This window comes from Beijerinckia sp. 28-YEA-48, assembly GCF_900104955.1.
Classification (GTDB): domain Bacteria; phylum Pseudomonadota; class Alphaproteobacteria; order Rhizobiales; family Beijerinckiaceae; genus Terripilifer.
Genome location: NZ_FNSI01000001.1, coordinates 4819598 through 4832249, shown reverse-complemented (window position 1 = coordinate 4832249; position 12652 = coordinate 4819598). Strand labels below are relative to the sequence as shown.

Below are 12652 nucleotides of genomic sequence, written 5' to 3'. Positions count from 1 at the left end.
GAACCTCACACGCCTTCGGCTTTGAAGCCGCGATGGAAATGGCTGCAGTTGCAAAGCCCGGCTTTGTGAAAACGCGCCATGCTGGCCCACAGCTCAAGTGGAACCACCGGCTCGGTTGAGCCAAACTCCCGATAGAGCGAGGCGACGTTGATGACGATGCGCTCGGAATCAAGCCAATCGAGATAGGGATCCATCTTGATCATCGTCGCTGCCGTGTAACGATCGACGCCGGCGTCATAGAGCTTGCGCGCCTCGGCGTAGATATATTCGAGATAGCTCTTGAAGCTCCGCACCGCCGCCTTGTCGGCGACCGGTCCGTGACCTGGCACGATGATATCGACGTCAAGCCCGAGAATGAGATCGCAGGCCTTGATCCAATTGCCGATGGGACCGGCCCAGATCACCGGATGCCCGCCAACAAAGAGCAGGTCGCCGGCATACAAAATTTTGTCCTGCGGCACGAAGACCAAGGTGTCGCCCTTGGTGTGCGCCGGGCCCGCATAGATGAGTTTGACCTCTTTATCGCCGACCTTCAGATCGAGATTGCCCGTGAAGGTCTTGGTGGGCGCCGTATAACGCACGTCCTCCCAAGCGAAATGCTGGCCCATGACCTCGTAGAGAAAGGCCGCGCCTTCGCCCAATTGTTTGTAATTGCGCTTCCATTCCGCGACGACGTGAGGCTGCCGATCGAACATTTCCTCGGCGGTTTCCTTCGTCGTGATGATCTCAGCATCGGTGATCAGCTGGTTGCCGAAGGTGTGGTCGCCATTGGCATGGGTGTTGACCAGCGTTTTGATCTTGCGCGCCGCCGGCACGGCATCGCGCATGACATCGAGCATCTCCTGGGTGAGCTTAAGATCGAACAGGGTGTCGACGAGCAGATTCTGGTCGCCATCGACGATCAGGCCGGCGTTGCTCCAGCCCCAACCACCATCCGGCAACAGATAAGCATGGTTGCCGTGCCCCAGGTCATGCAGACCTTTCGTATATTCCCACTTGCTCACACGCTCCTCCCTCGATCTTGCTTTAAGTGTCGAACCCCTTCACCCAGAATTTGATGCTTTCCTCGACCAGCTTCTGGCGATCCGAGGCATCGGCCATGCCCTCCGACAGTCGCGCCAGCCGGTTGTTGGGGCCGCAATCGGACACCGCCGACAAGACCGCGCCCAGGCCAAGCGAATAGCGCCACCAGATATCCGCATCCGACAGATGTGGGCGGGCCTTCTTGGCCATCTGCACGGTGCGATGCGCCACCTCGTCGAAATAGGTGATGATGCTGGCCGTGGTCAGTTCCGGCTTGCCGACGCTGGCAAGCTTGAGCTGTTGCAAAATATAGATGACGAGCAGGCGGGCATGTTCGTCGCCCTCGACATAGGGCCGGATCAGCGCGCGAAACAGATCGCGAAGGTCGACCGGCTTGTCGCCGGCTGCCGCTTCCAGCGCGTCATATTCAGCAAAACGGGCATCGCGCACCTCCTTGGAGAGGCGCTCCAGCACCTCCTGCGCCAGCCCAAGCTTGGAACCGTAGTGGAAATTGACCGTGCCCAGGCTGATGCCGGCGGCATCGACGATCTGGCGCATGGTCGTGTTCTCCACCCCGCGCTCCGCGAACAGCCGCAACGCCGATTCCGCAATCGCGTGGCGGGTCGGATTGGGCCGGGCATTGAACACTCGTTTTGAACACATGTTCAAAATCTGGCTCAGAACGCGCCGCCGGTCAATGGCCGGCAGGCAAGGTCGAAACGAGTCGAAAACAACGGACTTGGCCTTGGCTGGGGAGTTCGGAACCAGGCGGCCCTGAAAAGCTCTTCACTGTCATCTTGACAGCATTCTGTCATATATGCGATGACACCTGCGCTGGCCGAAGAAACGCCGGAGGGAGTGATATGCGCCGCAAGAACCGGGCTGCCCTATTTGCCAAGGCTTCAGGCCGCCGCAATTGCGATGAAATGCCGATCCTCGAGCGGAGGGCGAGCCGGTGATTGCGTGGCATCCAGTCGGTCCCTTGAACGAGATCCCGATCGAACAGCCCGTCCCAAAGATCGTGTCCGACATTCCCGTTGTGATCGTCAGAAGCGCGGCGGGGGTGACAGCCCCTGCGAGATCGCTGCCCGCATCGTTTCGCACCTCTGAGCCTGGGCAAGGTGGTCGATGGGACGATCCAGTGCCCGTATCACGGCCTCAGGTTCGGCCATCACGGCCGCTGCGTGTTCAATCCCCATGGCGACGGTGCGATCCCGTCCCTGTCGAAAGTAACGGCCTACCCTGTGGAGCAGCGCGACGGTCAGATTTTTGTCGGCATAGAGCAGGATGGAGGCGTCGCATGAGAGTGCTGCGCAATTGCTGGTACATGTTCGCTTGGGCCAAGGAGTTCGACGCGGCGCCCTCGATCACGCGCGTGATTGCTGACGAACCGATCGTGGTCGCTCTCGCAGCCGAAGGTGCAGGAAACGGCCGCTCCAACGCTGCCGGCCATCGCCCGATCGCCGTTACGGTGAAACACCGGATCGTTTGGATCTGGCTTGGCGACGCAGCCGAAGCAAATGTGTCGGCCGTCCCCGACTTTTCCTGCTTCGATAACGTCAACGACGCCGGGTTCCATGGCGGACACCTTCCAACCGCAGCCCACTACGAACTGCTGACAGATAATATTCTGGACCTCAGCCACGCCGACTTCCTCCATCCCGACACGCTGGGTGGCGGCGCCATGACGCGCAGCGCGCCCAGACTGGAGCGGGACGGCTCCATGATCAGCGTCACCTGGGATGCACCCAACGATGTCGCGCTCCCCATATTCGACAGACGGCTCCCCAAGCCCGGACAACCGGCCCACGTGCGCCTGCAAGTTCGATGGTTGCCTCCGGCGGTGATGTTGCTTCGCGCGCAAGTCGCACCGGCCGGCGAGCCTTTGGAGAATTGGTTCGAATCCAATTCGGCACACATCATGACGCCGGAGTCCGAATTCTCGACGCACTACTTCTACGGCGCGGTCCGTAACTACGAACAGGACAATGCCGAATTCACGGCCAAGCAAGCGGCCGTCATCCGGCACGCCTTCACGACGGAGGACAAGCCCATGATCGAAGCGCAGCAGCGCAATATGGGAACCTCCGATTTCTGGTCACTCAAGCCGGTGCTGCTCTCGATCGACGTCGGCGCCGTCCAAGCGCGCCGGGCCCTTGCGCGGCTGATCGAGCAGAGCGGGCAAGACGCCACGGGCCACGCACAGGGAAATTAAAGGGGAAACGACATGCGCCGCAAGAATCGCGCCGATCTTTTTGCTGAAGCCGCCAGCCGCGGCAATTTCGATGAAATGCCGATCCTCGAACTCGGCATCGATCCGCAACTCCATCTCAGCCGCAACGAAGTGGCACAGCCCTTCTTCCTGATCTGCGAGCATGATTGCGTCCTCGTGCAGATGTCGGGGTCGGCGCGGATCGAATTCCGCAACGCTTCGGTCAATTATTTCGATCTCGTGCTCGGCGATTTCGTCTATGTGCCTGGCGGCACGCCGCATCGCCTGATGCCGCGCGAAACCTCCGTGCATCTGCGCTACAAGGCCGACGATCCCGGCCTCGAAGCGGTTGCCTGGTTTTCCGAAGCGACCGGCAAGGAGATCAGCCGCGTCACCTGGGATTGCGCCACCGAGCTGCCGCAGGAAGCCTATCAGCGCGCCTGCACGCTCTTTAATGCGACGCCATCGATGCGGACGTGCCCGGCCAGCGGCACGGTGTTGCCGCCTATAGATCTCTCCCGGTTCAACTGGCAGGCGCTGGCTGAAGACATCCGCGCCTCCGAGAAGGCTGAACGCGAACGCGCCGCCAAGCGTGGCCTGTCGTTTGAAGCCAAGCCGCGCGCCGATCGCACCTTCCGCACGCCGCCGACCCATACCGAACCCCTGCGCGTCAATGTCTATGACGCCGTGCGCTCCGCGACGACGCAACTCAATCCATTGTTCCCCTATCTCGGCGCCGGCTGCATCGTGCCCTGCACCGCCATGCACGATCCCGAATTCAAAGGCGGCATGGGCTATTTCCTGCACGAGAACACCCAGCAGGAGGTCAATGTCTGTTTCGGCGCGCGCAGCACCTTCCGCGCGCCGGGCCAAGTCTTCGTCGGCCCGCTGCATCACGGCGTCGGCGACAAGCACGCCCCGGATGACGATCACGCCGGCGACAAGCACGGAGTCGGCGAACGGCCGGGCAATGGCGACCGCGCCGACATGATCGCCATCGCCGTCATCACCCAGCGCCAGGCAATCGACACGCCGCAGCGCGAGGCCGTCTCCATCGTCTGCGCCAATTGCGACACGGAGCTGCATCGCCACCCCTATGATGCCCATGTCTTCCCCGACGCGATCGAGACCGACGATCCGGTGCTTCTCGGCCTACCGACCATCTCCCAGGACGCCTGGATGTTCGAACTGACCAACCGCGATCCGTCGCTACGCACCTGCAAGAGTTGCGGCCATGTCAACGCGCCGTTTCCGACGCAATACTGGGGTTGGGCCGATTATCGCCGCCGCACCCATATCGTCGTTCAGGCGCGCAAGACCATGGCTGAGGCCGCCGCCAAAGCATCCACGCCCGTTCCCGTTGTTGCCTGAGTGCAGAGAAAATCGATGAGCGAACTTACTTACCACCGTGTCGCCTCCACCGCCGATCTCGACGATGGCGATATGCGCGAGGCCCAGGTCGGCGCCACTCTGCTGGCGATCTATCGCCTCGGCGAGGATTTCTATGCCACCGCCGGCATCTGCACCCATGCCTATGCGCGTATGGCGGAGGGCTATGTGGAAGGCGAGATCATCGAATGCCCCTATCACGGCGGCGCCTTCGAGATCCGCACTGGCAAGGCCGTGGCCGCGCCCTGCACGCACGATCTGAAAACCTTCCCCGTCCGCGTCGACGGCGAAGACGTACTCGTCGGCTTGCCAGTCGGTCTACCCGCATGACGGTGATGACCAAAATACCGCCGCCATCTCTCGACAACCCACCCACCCTGCATTTCATGGGCGACTGGGGCCGCGCCAATCTGCATCGCGTCATGGGTTGGCTCGGCTATGAACTTGGCCGTCTCGCCGGGCCGCAGTTTCGCTTCGCCATCTGGAATAGCACCGGCGGCATGGATGCAGCGCGCGCCGTCGGCCGTGGCGAGATCGATGTCGCCATCATGACGCCAGCCTGCTGCGCGAGAATGCCCTTCGAGGGCACTGGCTTCAGCGCCGACGAAGCCTTTCCGCATCTGCGCGCCCTGGGTCTCGTGCCACAGAATGACCGCCTCATCTTGGCGATCCGGCGCGAACACGACATTCGCAGCTTTGCTGATCTGCGCGCCAAGCAACCGCCACTCAAGATCATCGCCGCGCGCGACGATGGCACCAATCCCATCGGCATGATGACGCAGACCTTCATGCACACCGCCGGCATTCCGCGAACCACGCTGGAAAGCTGGGGCGGTCGCTATTTGGAGCGCGACGAGCCGATCGACTGCTTCCGCGACATGATCGCCGGCCGTGCCGACGCCATCATCATGGAAGCGGTGATGAGCGAGTTCTGGCACAACATGGCGCGCCAGGTCGATCTGTTCTATCTGCCGATCGAAGCAGCGACGAAGGAACAGCTGCAGCGTACCTATGGCTGGACCAGCGCTACCCTGCCGGCGAACTACCAGCCCGGCCTCGACGTCGAAAGCGAGTTCCTCGACTTCTCCGACTTCATCCTGCTGACAACGACCGACCTGCCTGACGATGTCGCTTATGCCATGGCCTGGAGCCTCGTCGAACGCTACGAGGGCCTGTCGCGGCAATACGCGCACATCCCTTCGGAACGCAGCCCGGTCAATTATCCGATCGATCCGAAGGCCGCTTGCCGCACGCCAATCCCGCTGCATCCGGGCGCTGAACGCTACTTCCGCGAAGCGGGGCATTTAACAAAACAACCATAGACGCAGCGAAAGCCGAGAGTTTTACGAAGAAATCCGGGGAGGAATTTCATGGACGCCAGACAGACCATTCACATCGGGCCCTTGCTCGACGACATGAAGATCAACCGCACGCATATCGGCATCTTCATCCTCTGCTTCGTTACTTTATTTGTCGACGGCATGGATTTCGCCGCGATGATTGTCGCCGCACCGTCGATCTTGCGCGACTGGCAGCTCGACCCGAAGGCAATAGGCACGATTTTTGGCGCCGGTAATCTTGGCATGCTCACAGGCGCGCTCATTTTCGGGAGACTTGGCGACATTTACGGCCGCCGCAATTGCATCATCGGCGGCGTGCTGGCCTACAGTCTACCGGCGCTTGCAACGACCTTCGCCAATTCCTTCGAACATCTCCTGATCCTGCGCTTCCTCACTTGCATTGGCATCGGCGGCGTCCTCCCTCTTGTCATCTCGCTCATCACCGAGGGTGCTCCAAAACGCTTGCGCGGCAGCTCTGTGCTTCTTGCGCAAATTGGCTATTCCCTTGGGCCCGGCACGATAGGCGCGGTCGCGGCCTTGCTCATCCCCCGCGCCGGCTGGCCTTCGATCTTTATTGTCGTCGGCACGATAGGCCTTCTGCTCAGCGTTCTGCTTTATTTCATCTTGCCGGAATCGGTCCGTTTTCTCGCGTTGAAGAAGCCGCAGTCGGACGAACTGCGTCAGACCCTACGTCGTCTCGCGCCCGATGTCGCGGTGGGGCCGCAGACGCAATTCATTCTCGATGCCGAGCCAGCTAAAGCGCGTGTCGCGCTGGCCGACCTGTTTCAAGGCCGGCTGGCGACCATTACGCCATTGCTCTGGGCGATCTATTTCACCGAGGCCCTCACCTTCATCACGCTGGCGAGTTGGATACCGGTACTCGTCGAGCGTGGCGGCGCTTCTCCAGCCCACGCTTCGCTGGCTTTTGCCTATGCCGGGTTCTGCGGCCTCGCCGCGCAACTTCTGTTGGCGCGTGTCATCGATTCTTTGGGCTGGCTCGCCACCCTGGCGGCCGTCATCATCACCACGCTCGCGCTGCTCAGCCTCAGCATGGCCGATCTGACAACAACCATGGTTGTCAGTCTCATCGTCATTGCCATGTCGTTTGCGGTCGCCGCGCACAATTCGTTGAATGGCCTTGTTGCCTCGTTCTATCCGACGGCGATCAGGAGCAATGGCGTCGGCCTCGCCAGCGGCGCCGGACGCGTTGGCGCCATCGTCGGGCCGATCATCGGTGGGCATCTCATGTCGGAGCTCTCGCTGGGCGGCATGAGCATCGCTATGGCGATCCCCTACATCGTCACCGCCATTCTCTGCCTGATCTTCTACGCATTGCGCGCCCGCCCCGTGTCGGGCGCCAACGAACGCGCTCCGGCCCAGGAACACACACCGGCCTAAGCACCGACTTCCAAGTTTTTTCAAGAGGAGGGGGACTATGAAGCATACCAAAACGGCGCTCTTGAGCGCCGGCGCTATTCTTTTGCCTATCGCCATGGCTTACGGCGCGGATTTGCCTTCGCGCAAAGCCGCCCCCGTCGAATATGTTCGGGTTTGCGATGCCTATGGCACGGGGTTCTATTGGATCCCCGGCACGGACACCTGTTTGAAGGTTGGCGGCCGCGTCCGCATTGAAGCCTGGTACACACCAGCAAAAAATGCCGTCGTGCATCGCTCGACCGCCAGCGCCGCAACACCGGCCGGCACATTCATCAGCTCGAACGGCGTTGATCAGAACGGTTGGTTCGCGCGCGGTATCGTCAACATGGATGCCCGCACGCAGTCGGCGTGGGGCACGGTGCAGACCGTCTTCGCTTTGCGTCTCATGGCAGGCTCGGGTCTCGCCAACGCGCCCTTTGGCTATGCCTCGAGTGTCTTTGCAGCTGGCAATAACAACACTGCCACCATCGAAGCGGCCTACATCCGCTTCGCCGGATTCACCGTCGGTCAGGCCGCGTCCAACTTCTTCCTGCTGCCGCCCTATCAATATCACTCGCTCTATAATGGCGGCTTCCCCAACGGCGTCCGCCAGCTCGCCTACACCCTCACGTTCGGCAATGGTTTCTCGGCCAGTCTGGCCCTGGAAAATCGCGGCGACGAACTCTTGACGGCTGCCGCCAACACGCTCGGCGCCAATCCGTTCACCGCGACCGCCGCGACCGCTGGCCCCGTCGCCCAGCGTCTGCCTTCGCTCATCGGCAACCTGCGTGTCGATCAGGCGTGGGGCACCGCGATGGTCTCGGCCATGCTGCAGGAAAACACCGCCACCTTCGGCAATGCACCGCTCGCGGTGGTCGGCAATGCTGGTCCACAAATCCGTCGCACCGGTTGGGCCGTCGGTGCTGGCGCCCGCATCCTGCTGCCGATGATCGCGGCCGGTGATCACGTGCAGTTCTTCGCCAACTACGGCGTCGGTGCGCTCGATTACATTTATGGCTTGGGCCTCAATGCCAACTTCGCGATGACGACGAACTTCCTCGGTGGCTTCCTGCGCGTCGACCGCAACGTCACGCTGTATTGCATCAATGCGGCGTGTACGGCCGGCGGCGCAGAGCAAACGAAAGCCTTTGGCGCAACCGCGATCTTCACCCACTATTGGACACCGTCGCTGCGCTCGAACTTCATCGGCACTTACGTGCAGGTCACACCTGGCAGCATCACCCAGAACACCGCCTGGTCACAGGGCGGTCTATCGAAGGCGCGTCTGTGGAATGTGGCCGGCCAGTTGGTTTGGTCGCCGGTGCGCAATTTCGACCTCGGCGTCGAACTGTCCTACGCCAAATTGAACCAGAGCCTACCGCTGTCGGCGCCAGTTGGCCTTGGCACGCTGGCTCAAGTCAGCCCGAGCAATTGGACAGCGCGTGTGCGCGCCGAGCGGACGTTCTAATCGGCCAACATCATCTGCCAACGACAACGCCGCCGTAATCCGGCGGCGTTTTTTCTAAGCCAGAACGTTCTTCTGACCCGTCGCCTGACGGGTCTCTCCCGCGTCCATGCAGCCCAAGCCCGCCAGTGTCGCCTGCACCGCCGCATCGAGCGGCGTATGCGGCTCGGCCCCGAGCGCGGCCAACAAGCGGCCGTTCTGCATGCGCACCGGCATTTGCCAGAGGTATTTCATCTCGATGAGTTCCCGGAACAGCGGCACGAACGGCGACGCCAAGGCCAAGGCCAGCCAGGGAAGCCGGCTGACACGGATGTCGGGCTTGGAGACCACGCGCGCAATGGCGTCGATCATCTGGCGGCCATCGTGGTCCCAGTGCCCTTCCATATGAAAGCGCGCGAAATCGGCGAGACCATCGTGTTCGACCAGGCGCACCATGGTCTCGGCCACGTCAGGCAGATAGGCCCATTGATGTCCGACACCTGGCCGGCCCGGATAGGAAATCGAACGAACCGGCTGACCCGGCTTCACCAGCCCTTGCGAGAACCAATTGTTGGCGGCCTGCGGCCCGAAGAAATCGCCGGCGCGCACAATGAGGGCTTTGACATCCCCCGCTGCAGCGGCCGCTTGCAAGCGGGTTTCCATCTCGACGCGGATTTTGCCTTTCCGGGTCTGCGGATTTTGCAGTGACTGTTCATCGATGAGCGGCAGAACGTCAGGCCCGTAATTATAGACGGTGCCTGGCAAGAGAATGCGGGCTCCGGACTGCCGCGCTGCGGCCAGCGTATTGTCGAGCATCGGCAGAACCAGCTCGCCCCAATTCCGATAGCCCGGCGGATTGACCGCATGCACCACCAGCGACACCCCCTCGGCTGCGGCCAGAACATCGCCAGCCACCATGGCGTCACCGCGAAGCCAGTGAATCTCGCCACGCCTGTTAATCTGTTCGGGCTTCCGGTGCAGGGCGCGCACCGTCCAGCCCCGCAGTTTGAGACGGCGGGAGACTTCCCCGCCAATACCCCCCGTTGCGCCAAGAACCAGTGCGATTTTGTTCTGCATAGCCGTCACTCCACCACTTGGATGAAACCACCCGGATGAACCATGGGGAGAGGATGGGCCAAGCGCCTATAAAACAAAATTGCTGAAATATCTGGATATGATATACGAAAATATATGAACGCCGATCCAAGCTGGGATCTCTATCGCAGTTTTCTGGCCGTCCTCGAGGAAGGCTCCCTGTCGGGCGCGGCGCGCTTGCTCGGGCTGACCCAGCCGACCATCGCCCGGCACATCGATACGCTTGAGGCGGCCACCGGCTGCGGCCTGTTTCTGCGCTCGCAACGGGGATTGATCGCCACCGACGCGGCCCTCGAACTCAAACCCTATGCGCAAACCCTGGCCGCAACGGCGACGGCGCTCATGCGCACCGCATCGGGTCACGGCCAGACGGTGCGAGGGACAGTCCGGATCACTGCCAGCGAAGTCGTCGGCGCCGAGCATCTGCCGCCCATCCTCGCCAGGTTGCGCGAGCTCCACCCCCAGCTCGTGATCGAACTGGTGCTCTCCAATGCGGTTGGTGATCTGTTGCGCGGCGACGCCGATATCGCCGTGCGCATGGTTGAGCCGGTGCAGGACGCGCTTGTGGCAAAACGGCTCGCCAGCATCGGCCTGGGGCTTTATGCCCATCGCAGCTATCTCGCCCGACGTGGCGTGCCGACGTCGATGGCCGATCTGGCGCAGCACGATTGCATCGGCTTCGATCGCGAGACACCGGCGCTGCGCGCGTTTCTACAATCTGTTCCGACCTTGAACCGATCGTCTTTCGCGCTGCGCGCCGACAGCGACCTCGCCCAACTCGCGGCGATCCGTTGCGGCTTCGGCATCGGCGGGTGCCAGATTCCCTTGGCGGCGCGCAATCCCGATCTGGTCCGCGTGCTGGCCAACGACTTTGCACTCGAAATGGGAGTCTGGATCGTCATGCACGAAGATCTCAGTACGAGCCCACGCTGCCGGGCGGTGTTCGACGCCCTGGTCGAGGGGATGAGCCGTTCTATTAAGCCGGACACAGAATCCAGCGCGTCCAGTCCGGATTCGCCGTCCGCCGCAATCATGCCTATGTAGGCGCCATGCACACTTTCGGCCCAGGATTCTTTGGCGGCGAACGGCGCGGCTACCACCACGGCCATCTCAAGGAGGCCCTGTTGGAAGCGGCGCGCCATTTGGCGGCCGAGCGCGGCCCCTCCGGCTTCACCCTGGCCGAGGCGGCGAAACTCGTCGGCGTGACCCCCGCAGCACCCTATCGCCATTTCGCCGATCGCGGCGCGCTGATCGAAGAATTGGCCAAACGCGGTTTCGAACAATTCGTCAAAAAGCTCGATGCCGCCTGGGACGGCGGCAAGCCGTCACCGGAGGTGGCGTTCCACCGCATGGGCGCCGCCTATCTGGAGTTTGCCCGGGAGGAGCCCGGCCTCTACGCCTCAATGTTCGGCAATGTGCAAACCCTGAACGCGCCGGAGCCAGGCGCCGCCGCCGACCGGGCGCTGGAAAGCATCCGCCAAGCCTGCGCCAGCGTGCTCGACCACAACGGCGCGCCACGCGACGGCGCTAAGGCGCTGGCTTTCGAAATCTGGTCGCTCTCCCACGGCCTGGCCATGCTGATGCTGTCCGGCCATCTGGATCCGGTCCGCACCGGCGCCAATCCGGCGGCGATCCTGGAAGCCGCCGCCCAGAGCCTGGTCGAGGGCGCCATCCGCCGCACCGCCCGCAAGGGCCCTTGGTCGCGCTAACAATCGCGTTCACGACCAAGCTTTAGCTCACATTAAATATGTGCTCGTCCGCGCCCGCCGTCTTGCACGGCCCGGCGCAGCCCCCACCTCTTCCCGAGTCCTCAATCTCGCCGGATATTCAGGTGCCCAGACGGACCAAATCGGTCCCCCCGCCTGAAATTTTCGCCGGCCCTCTTGCGGGCCATGGACTCGGGCCTCATGTTAATGTACGTTACATTTACATTAGGCCATAGCGGCCGACATGGAGAGCGGAAATGAGTGCGACTGCGGAATGGGCGGAAAACGATCGCGGCCAGGGTCGCCGCGGCCGCTGTGACTGGAAACGTGGAAATTACAACCGGGTGCCGTGGCGCCCGCTCGAGTTGGTCGCGATGATCCTTGGTTTCATCGTGTTCTGGCCGATCGGCCTGGCGATTCTGATGCTGAAAATCTGGCAGAAGAGGTCGGGCCAACCGGGTGATTTGGTCGGTTTCGCCAATATGCGCTTCGATGAAGCGCGCGAGAAGGCTCGAGCCAATTGGCGTGGTCCCTGGCAGTTCGGCAATCGGGAAGGTGGCAACGGTGGTTTCGGCGGTGGCCCGAATTGGAGTCGCGGTTCGGACCGGACCGGCAACCAGGCCTTCGACGAATGGCGCTCAGCCGAACTCGAGCGGATCGAGGAAGAACGTCGCAAACTTGAGGCAGCTCAGCGTGAATTCGGTGAATATCTCGCCCATCTGCGCATGGCCCGCGACCGCGAAGAGTTCGAACGCTTCAAGCGCGAACGCTCAGACTCCCAGGCCCGTGGCGAAAGTGGATGGAAGCCCTTCGACGATCGTAAATCGGACGGCAACGGCCAGCCCCAGTAAGGCCTAAATCCTCCCCAATATCGATGCCGTGGCGGCCAACCGCCACGGCATTTTTCGTTCAAACGCGGATCACGATCATGCGGGATCGCCGGTGCCTGTAACTCCACGGCTTGCTGCCGCGCCAGCGGCCGGCTAGGCCTTTGCCAACAATCATCTTCCGTGCTGATTCCCGCCGC

Annotated in this window: 12 protein-coding genes; 9 read left to right on the top strand and 3 right to left on the bottom strand. The window is 62.2% G+C overall.

The window, feature by feature from the left end:
- Positions 1-5: 5 nt before the first annotated feature.
- Positions 6-1004 (bottom strand): MBL fold metallo-hydrolase, encoded by a 999-nt coding sequence (locus BLW50_RS22595; protein WP_090706878.1) that lies wholly within the window; start codon positions 1002-1004, stop codon positions 6-8.
- A gap of 22 nt (positions 1005-1026) precedes the next feature.
- Positions 1027-1686 (bottom strand): TetR/AcrR family transcriptional regulator, encoded by a 660-nt coding sequence (locus tag BLW50_RS22590; RefSeq protein ID WP_090706875.1) that lies wholly within the window; start codon positions 1684-1686, stop codon positions 1027-1029.
- A gap of 637 nt (positions 1687-2323) precedes the next feature.
- Between BLW50_RS22590 and BLW50_RS22580 the strand changes: the two genes are divergently transcribed.
- From BLW50_RS22580 to BLW50_RS22555, 6 genes are read left to right on the top strand one after another with little or no spacing between them, the layout of a single operon-like run.
- On the top strand, positions 2324-3238 hold the full coding sequence (locus BLW50_RS22580; RefSeq protein ID WP_090706872.1) for an aromatic ring-hydroxylating dioxygenase subunit alpha: 915 nt from the start codon (positions 2324-2326) through the stop codon (positions 3236-3238).
- 12 nt (positions 3239-3250) lie between these two features.
- Positions 3251-4606 carry a cupin domain-containing protein gene (locus BLW50_RS22575; RefSeq protein WP_090706870.1) on the top strand — a complete coding sequence of 452 codons (1356 nt, stop codon included), beginning with the start codon at positions 3251-3253 and terminating at the stop codon, positions 4604-4606.
- A 15-nt stretch (positions 4607-4621) separates the two neighbouring features.
- The gene (locus BLW50_RS22570) at positions 4622-4954 is read left to right on the top strand and encodes a non-heme iron oxygenase ferredoxin subunit (RefSeq protein WP_090706869.1); all 333 of its coding nucleotides are present in this window, start codon (positions 4622-4624) and stop codon (positions 4952-4954) included.
- A 5-nt stretch (positions 4955-4959) separates the two neighbouring features.
- Positions 4960-5946, top strand: a complete 987-nt coding sequence (locus BLW50_RS22565; RefSeq protein ID WP_170850299.1) for a TAXI family TRAP transporter solute-binding subunit — start codon at positions 4960-4962, stop codon at positions 5944-5946.
- A gap of 48 nt (positions 5947-5994) precedes the next feature.
- The gene (locus BLW50_RS22560; protein WP_090706865.1) at positions 5995-7362 is read left to right on the top strand and encodes an MFS transporter; all 1368 of its coding nucleotides are present in this window, start codon (positions 5995-5997) and stop codon (positions 7360-7362) included.
- 37 nt (positions 7363-7399) lie between these two features.
- A complete protein-coding gene (locus BLW50_RS22555) occupies positions 7400-8848 on the top strand; it encodes a porin (protein WP_090706863.1) in 1449 nt (482 codons plus the stop codon).
- 54 nt (positions 8849-8902) lie between these two features.
- On the opposite strand, the gene BLW50_RS22550 is transcribed toward BLW50_RS22555, so the two are convergent.
- The gene (locus BLW50_RS22550; protein ID WP_090706860.1) at positions 8903-9901 is read right to left on the bottom strand and encodes an NAD-dependent epimerase/dehydratase family protein; all 999 of its coding nucleotides are present in this window, start codon (positions 9899-9901) and stop codon (positions 8903-8905) included.
- Between the two features lie 114 nt (positions 9902-10015).
- Between BLW50_RS22550 and BLW50_RS22545 the strand changes: the two genes are divergently transcribed.
- The 3 genes from BLW50_RS22545 to BLW50_RS22535 all read left to right on the top strand — a co-directional run bounded on the left by BLW50_RS22545 (position 10016) and on the right by BLW50_RS22535 (position 12476).
- The gene (locus BLW50_RS22545; protein WP_090706858.1) at positions 10016-10963 is read left to right on the top strand and encodes a LysR family transcriptional regulator; all 948 of its coding nucleotides are present in this window, start codon (positions 10016-10018) and stop codon (positions 10961-10963) included.
- Between the two features lie 5 nt (positions 10964-10968).
- A complete protein-coding gene (locus BLW50_RS22540) occupies positions 10969-11628 on the top strand; it encodes a TetR/AcrR family transcriptional regulator (protein WP_090706856.1) in 660 nt (219 codons plus the stop codon).
- Positions 11629-11882: 254 nt separating this feature from the next.
- On the top strand, positions 11883-12476 hold the full coding sequence (locus BLW50_RS22535; RefSeq protein ID WP_090706854.1) for a DUF2852 domain-containing protein: 594 nt from the start codon (positions 11883-11885) through the stop codon (positions 12474-12476).
- Positions 12477-12652 lie beyond the last annotated feature (176 nt).

Excerpts from the sequence above, each read along its gene's own strand:
- BLW50_RS22590 (WP_090706875.1), bottom strand. The coding sequence starts at position 1,686 with ATGTGTTCAAAACGAGTGTTCAATGCCCGGCCCAATCCGACCCGCCAC.
- BLW50_RS22580 (WP_090706872.1), top strand. The coding sequence starts at position 2,324 with ATGAGAGTGCTGCGCAATTGCTGGTACATGTTCGCTTGGGCCAAGGAG.
- BLW50_RS22575 (WP_090706870.1), top strand. The coding sequence starts at position 3,251 with ATGCGCCGCAAGAATCGCGCCGATCTTTTTGCTGAAGCCGCCAGCCGC.
- BLW50_RS22570 (WP_090706869.1), top strand. The coding sequence starts at position 4,622 with ATGAGCGAACTTACTTACCACCGTGTCGCCTCCACCGCCGATCTCGAC.
- BLW50_RS22565 (WP_170850299.1), top strand. The coding sequence starts at position 4,960 with ATGACCAAAATACCGCCGCCATCTCTCGACAACCCACCCACCCTGCAT.
- BLW50_RS22560 (WP_090706865.1), top strand. The coding sequence starts at position 5,995 with ATGGACGCCAGACAGACCATTCACATCGGGCCCTTGCTCGACGACATG.
- BLW50_RS22555 (WP_090706863.1), top strand. The coding sequence starts at position 7,400 with ATGAAGCATACCAAAACGGCGCTCTTGAGCGCCGGCGCTATTCTTTTG.
- BLW50_RS22550 (WP_090706860.1), bottom strand. The coding sequence starts at position 9,901 with ATGCAGAACAAAATCGCACTGGTTCTTGGCGCAACGGGGGGTATTGGC.
- BLW50_RS22545 (WP_090706858.1), top strand. The coding sequence starts at position 10,016 with ATGAACGCCGATCCAAGCTGGGATCTCTATCGCAGTTTTCTGGCCGTC.
- BLW50_RS22540 (WP_090706856.1), top strand. The coding sequence starts at position 10,969 with ATGCACACTTTCGGCCCAGGATTCTTTGGCGGCGAACGGCGCGGCTAC.
- BLW50_RS22535 (WP_090706854.1), top strand. The coding sequence starts at position 11,883 with ATGAGTGCGACTGCGGAATGGGCGGAAAACGATCGCGGCCAGGGTCGC.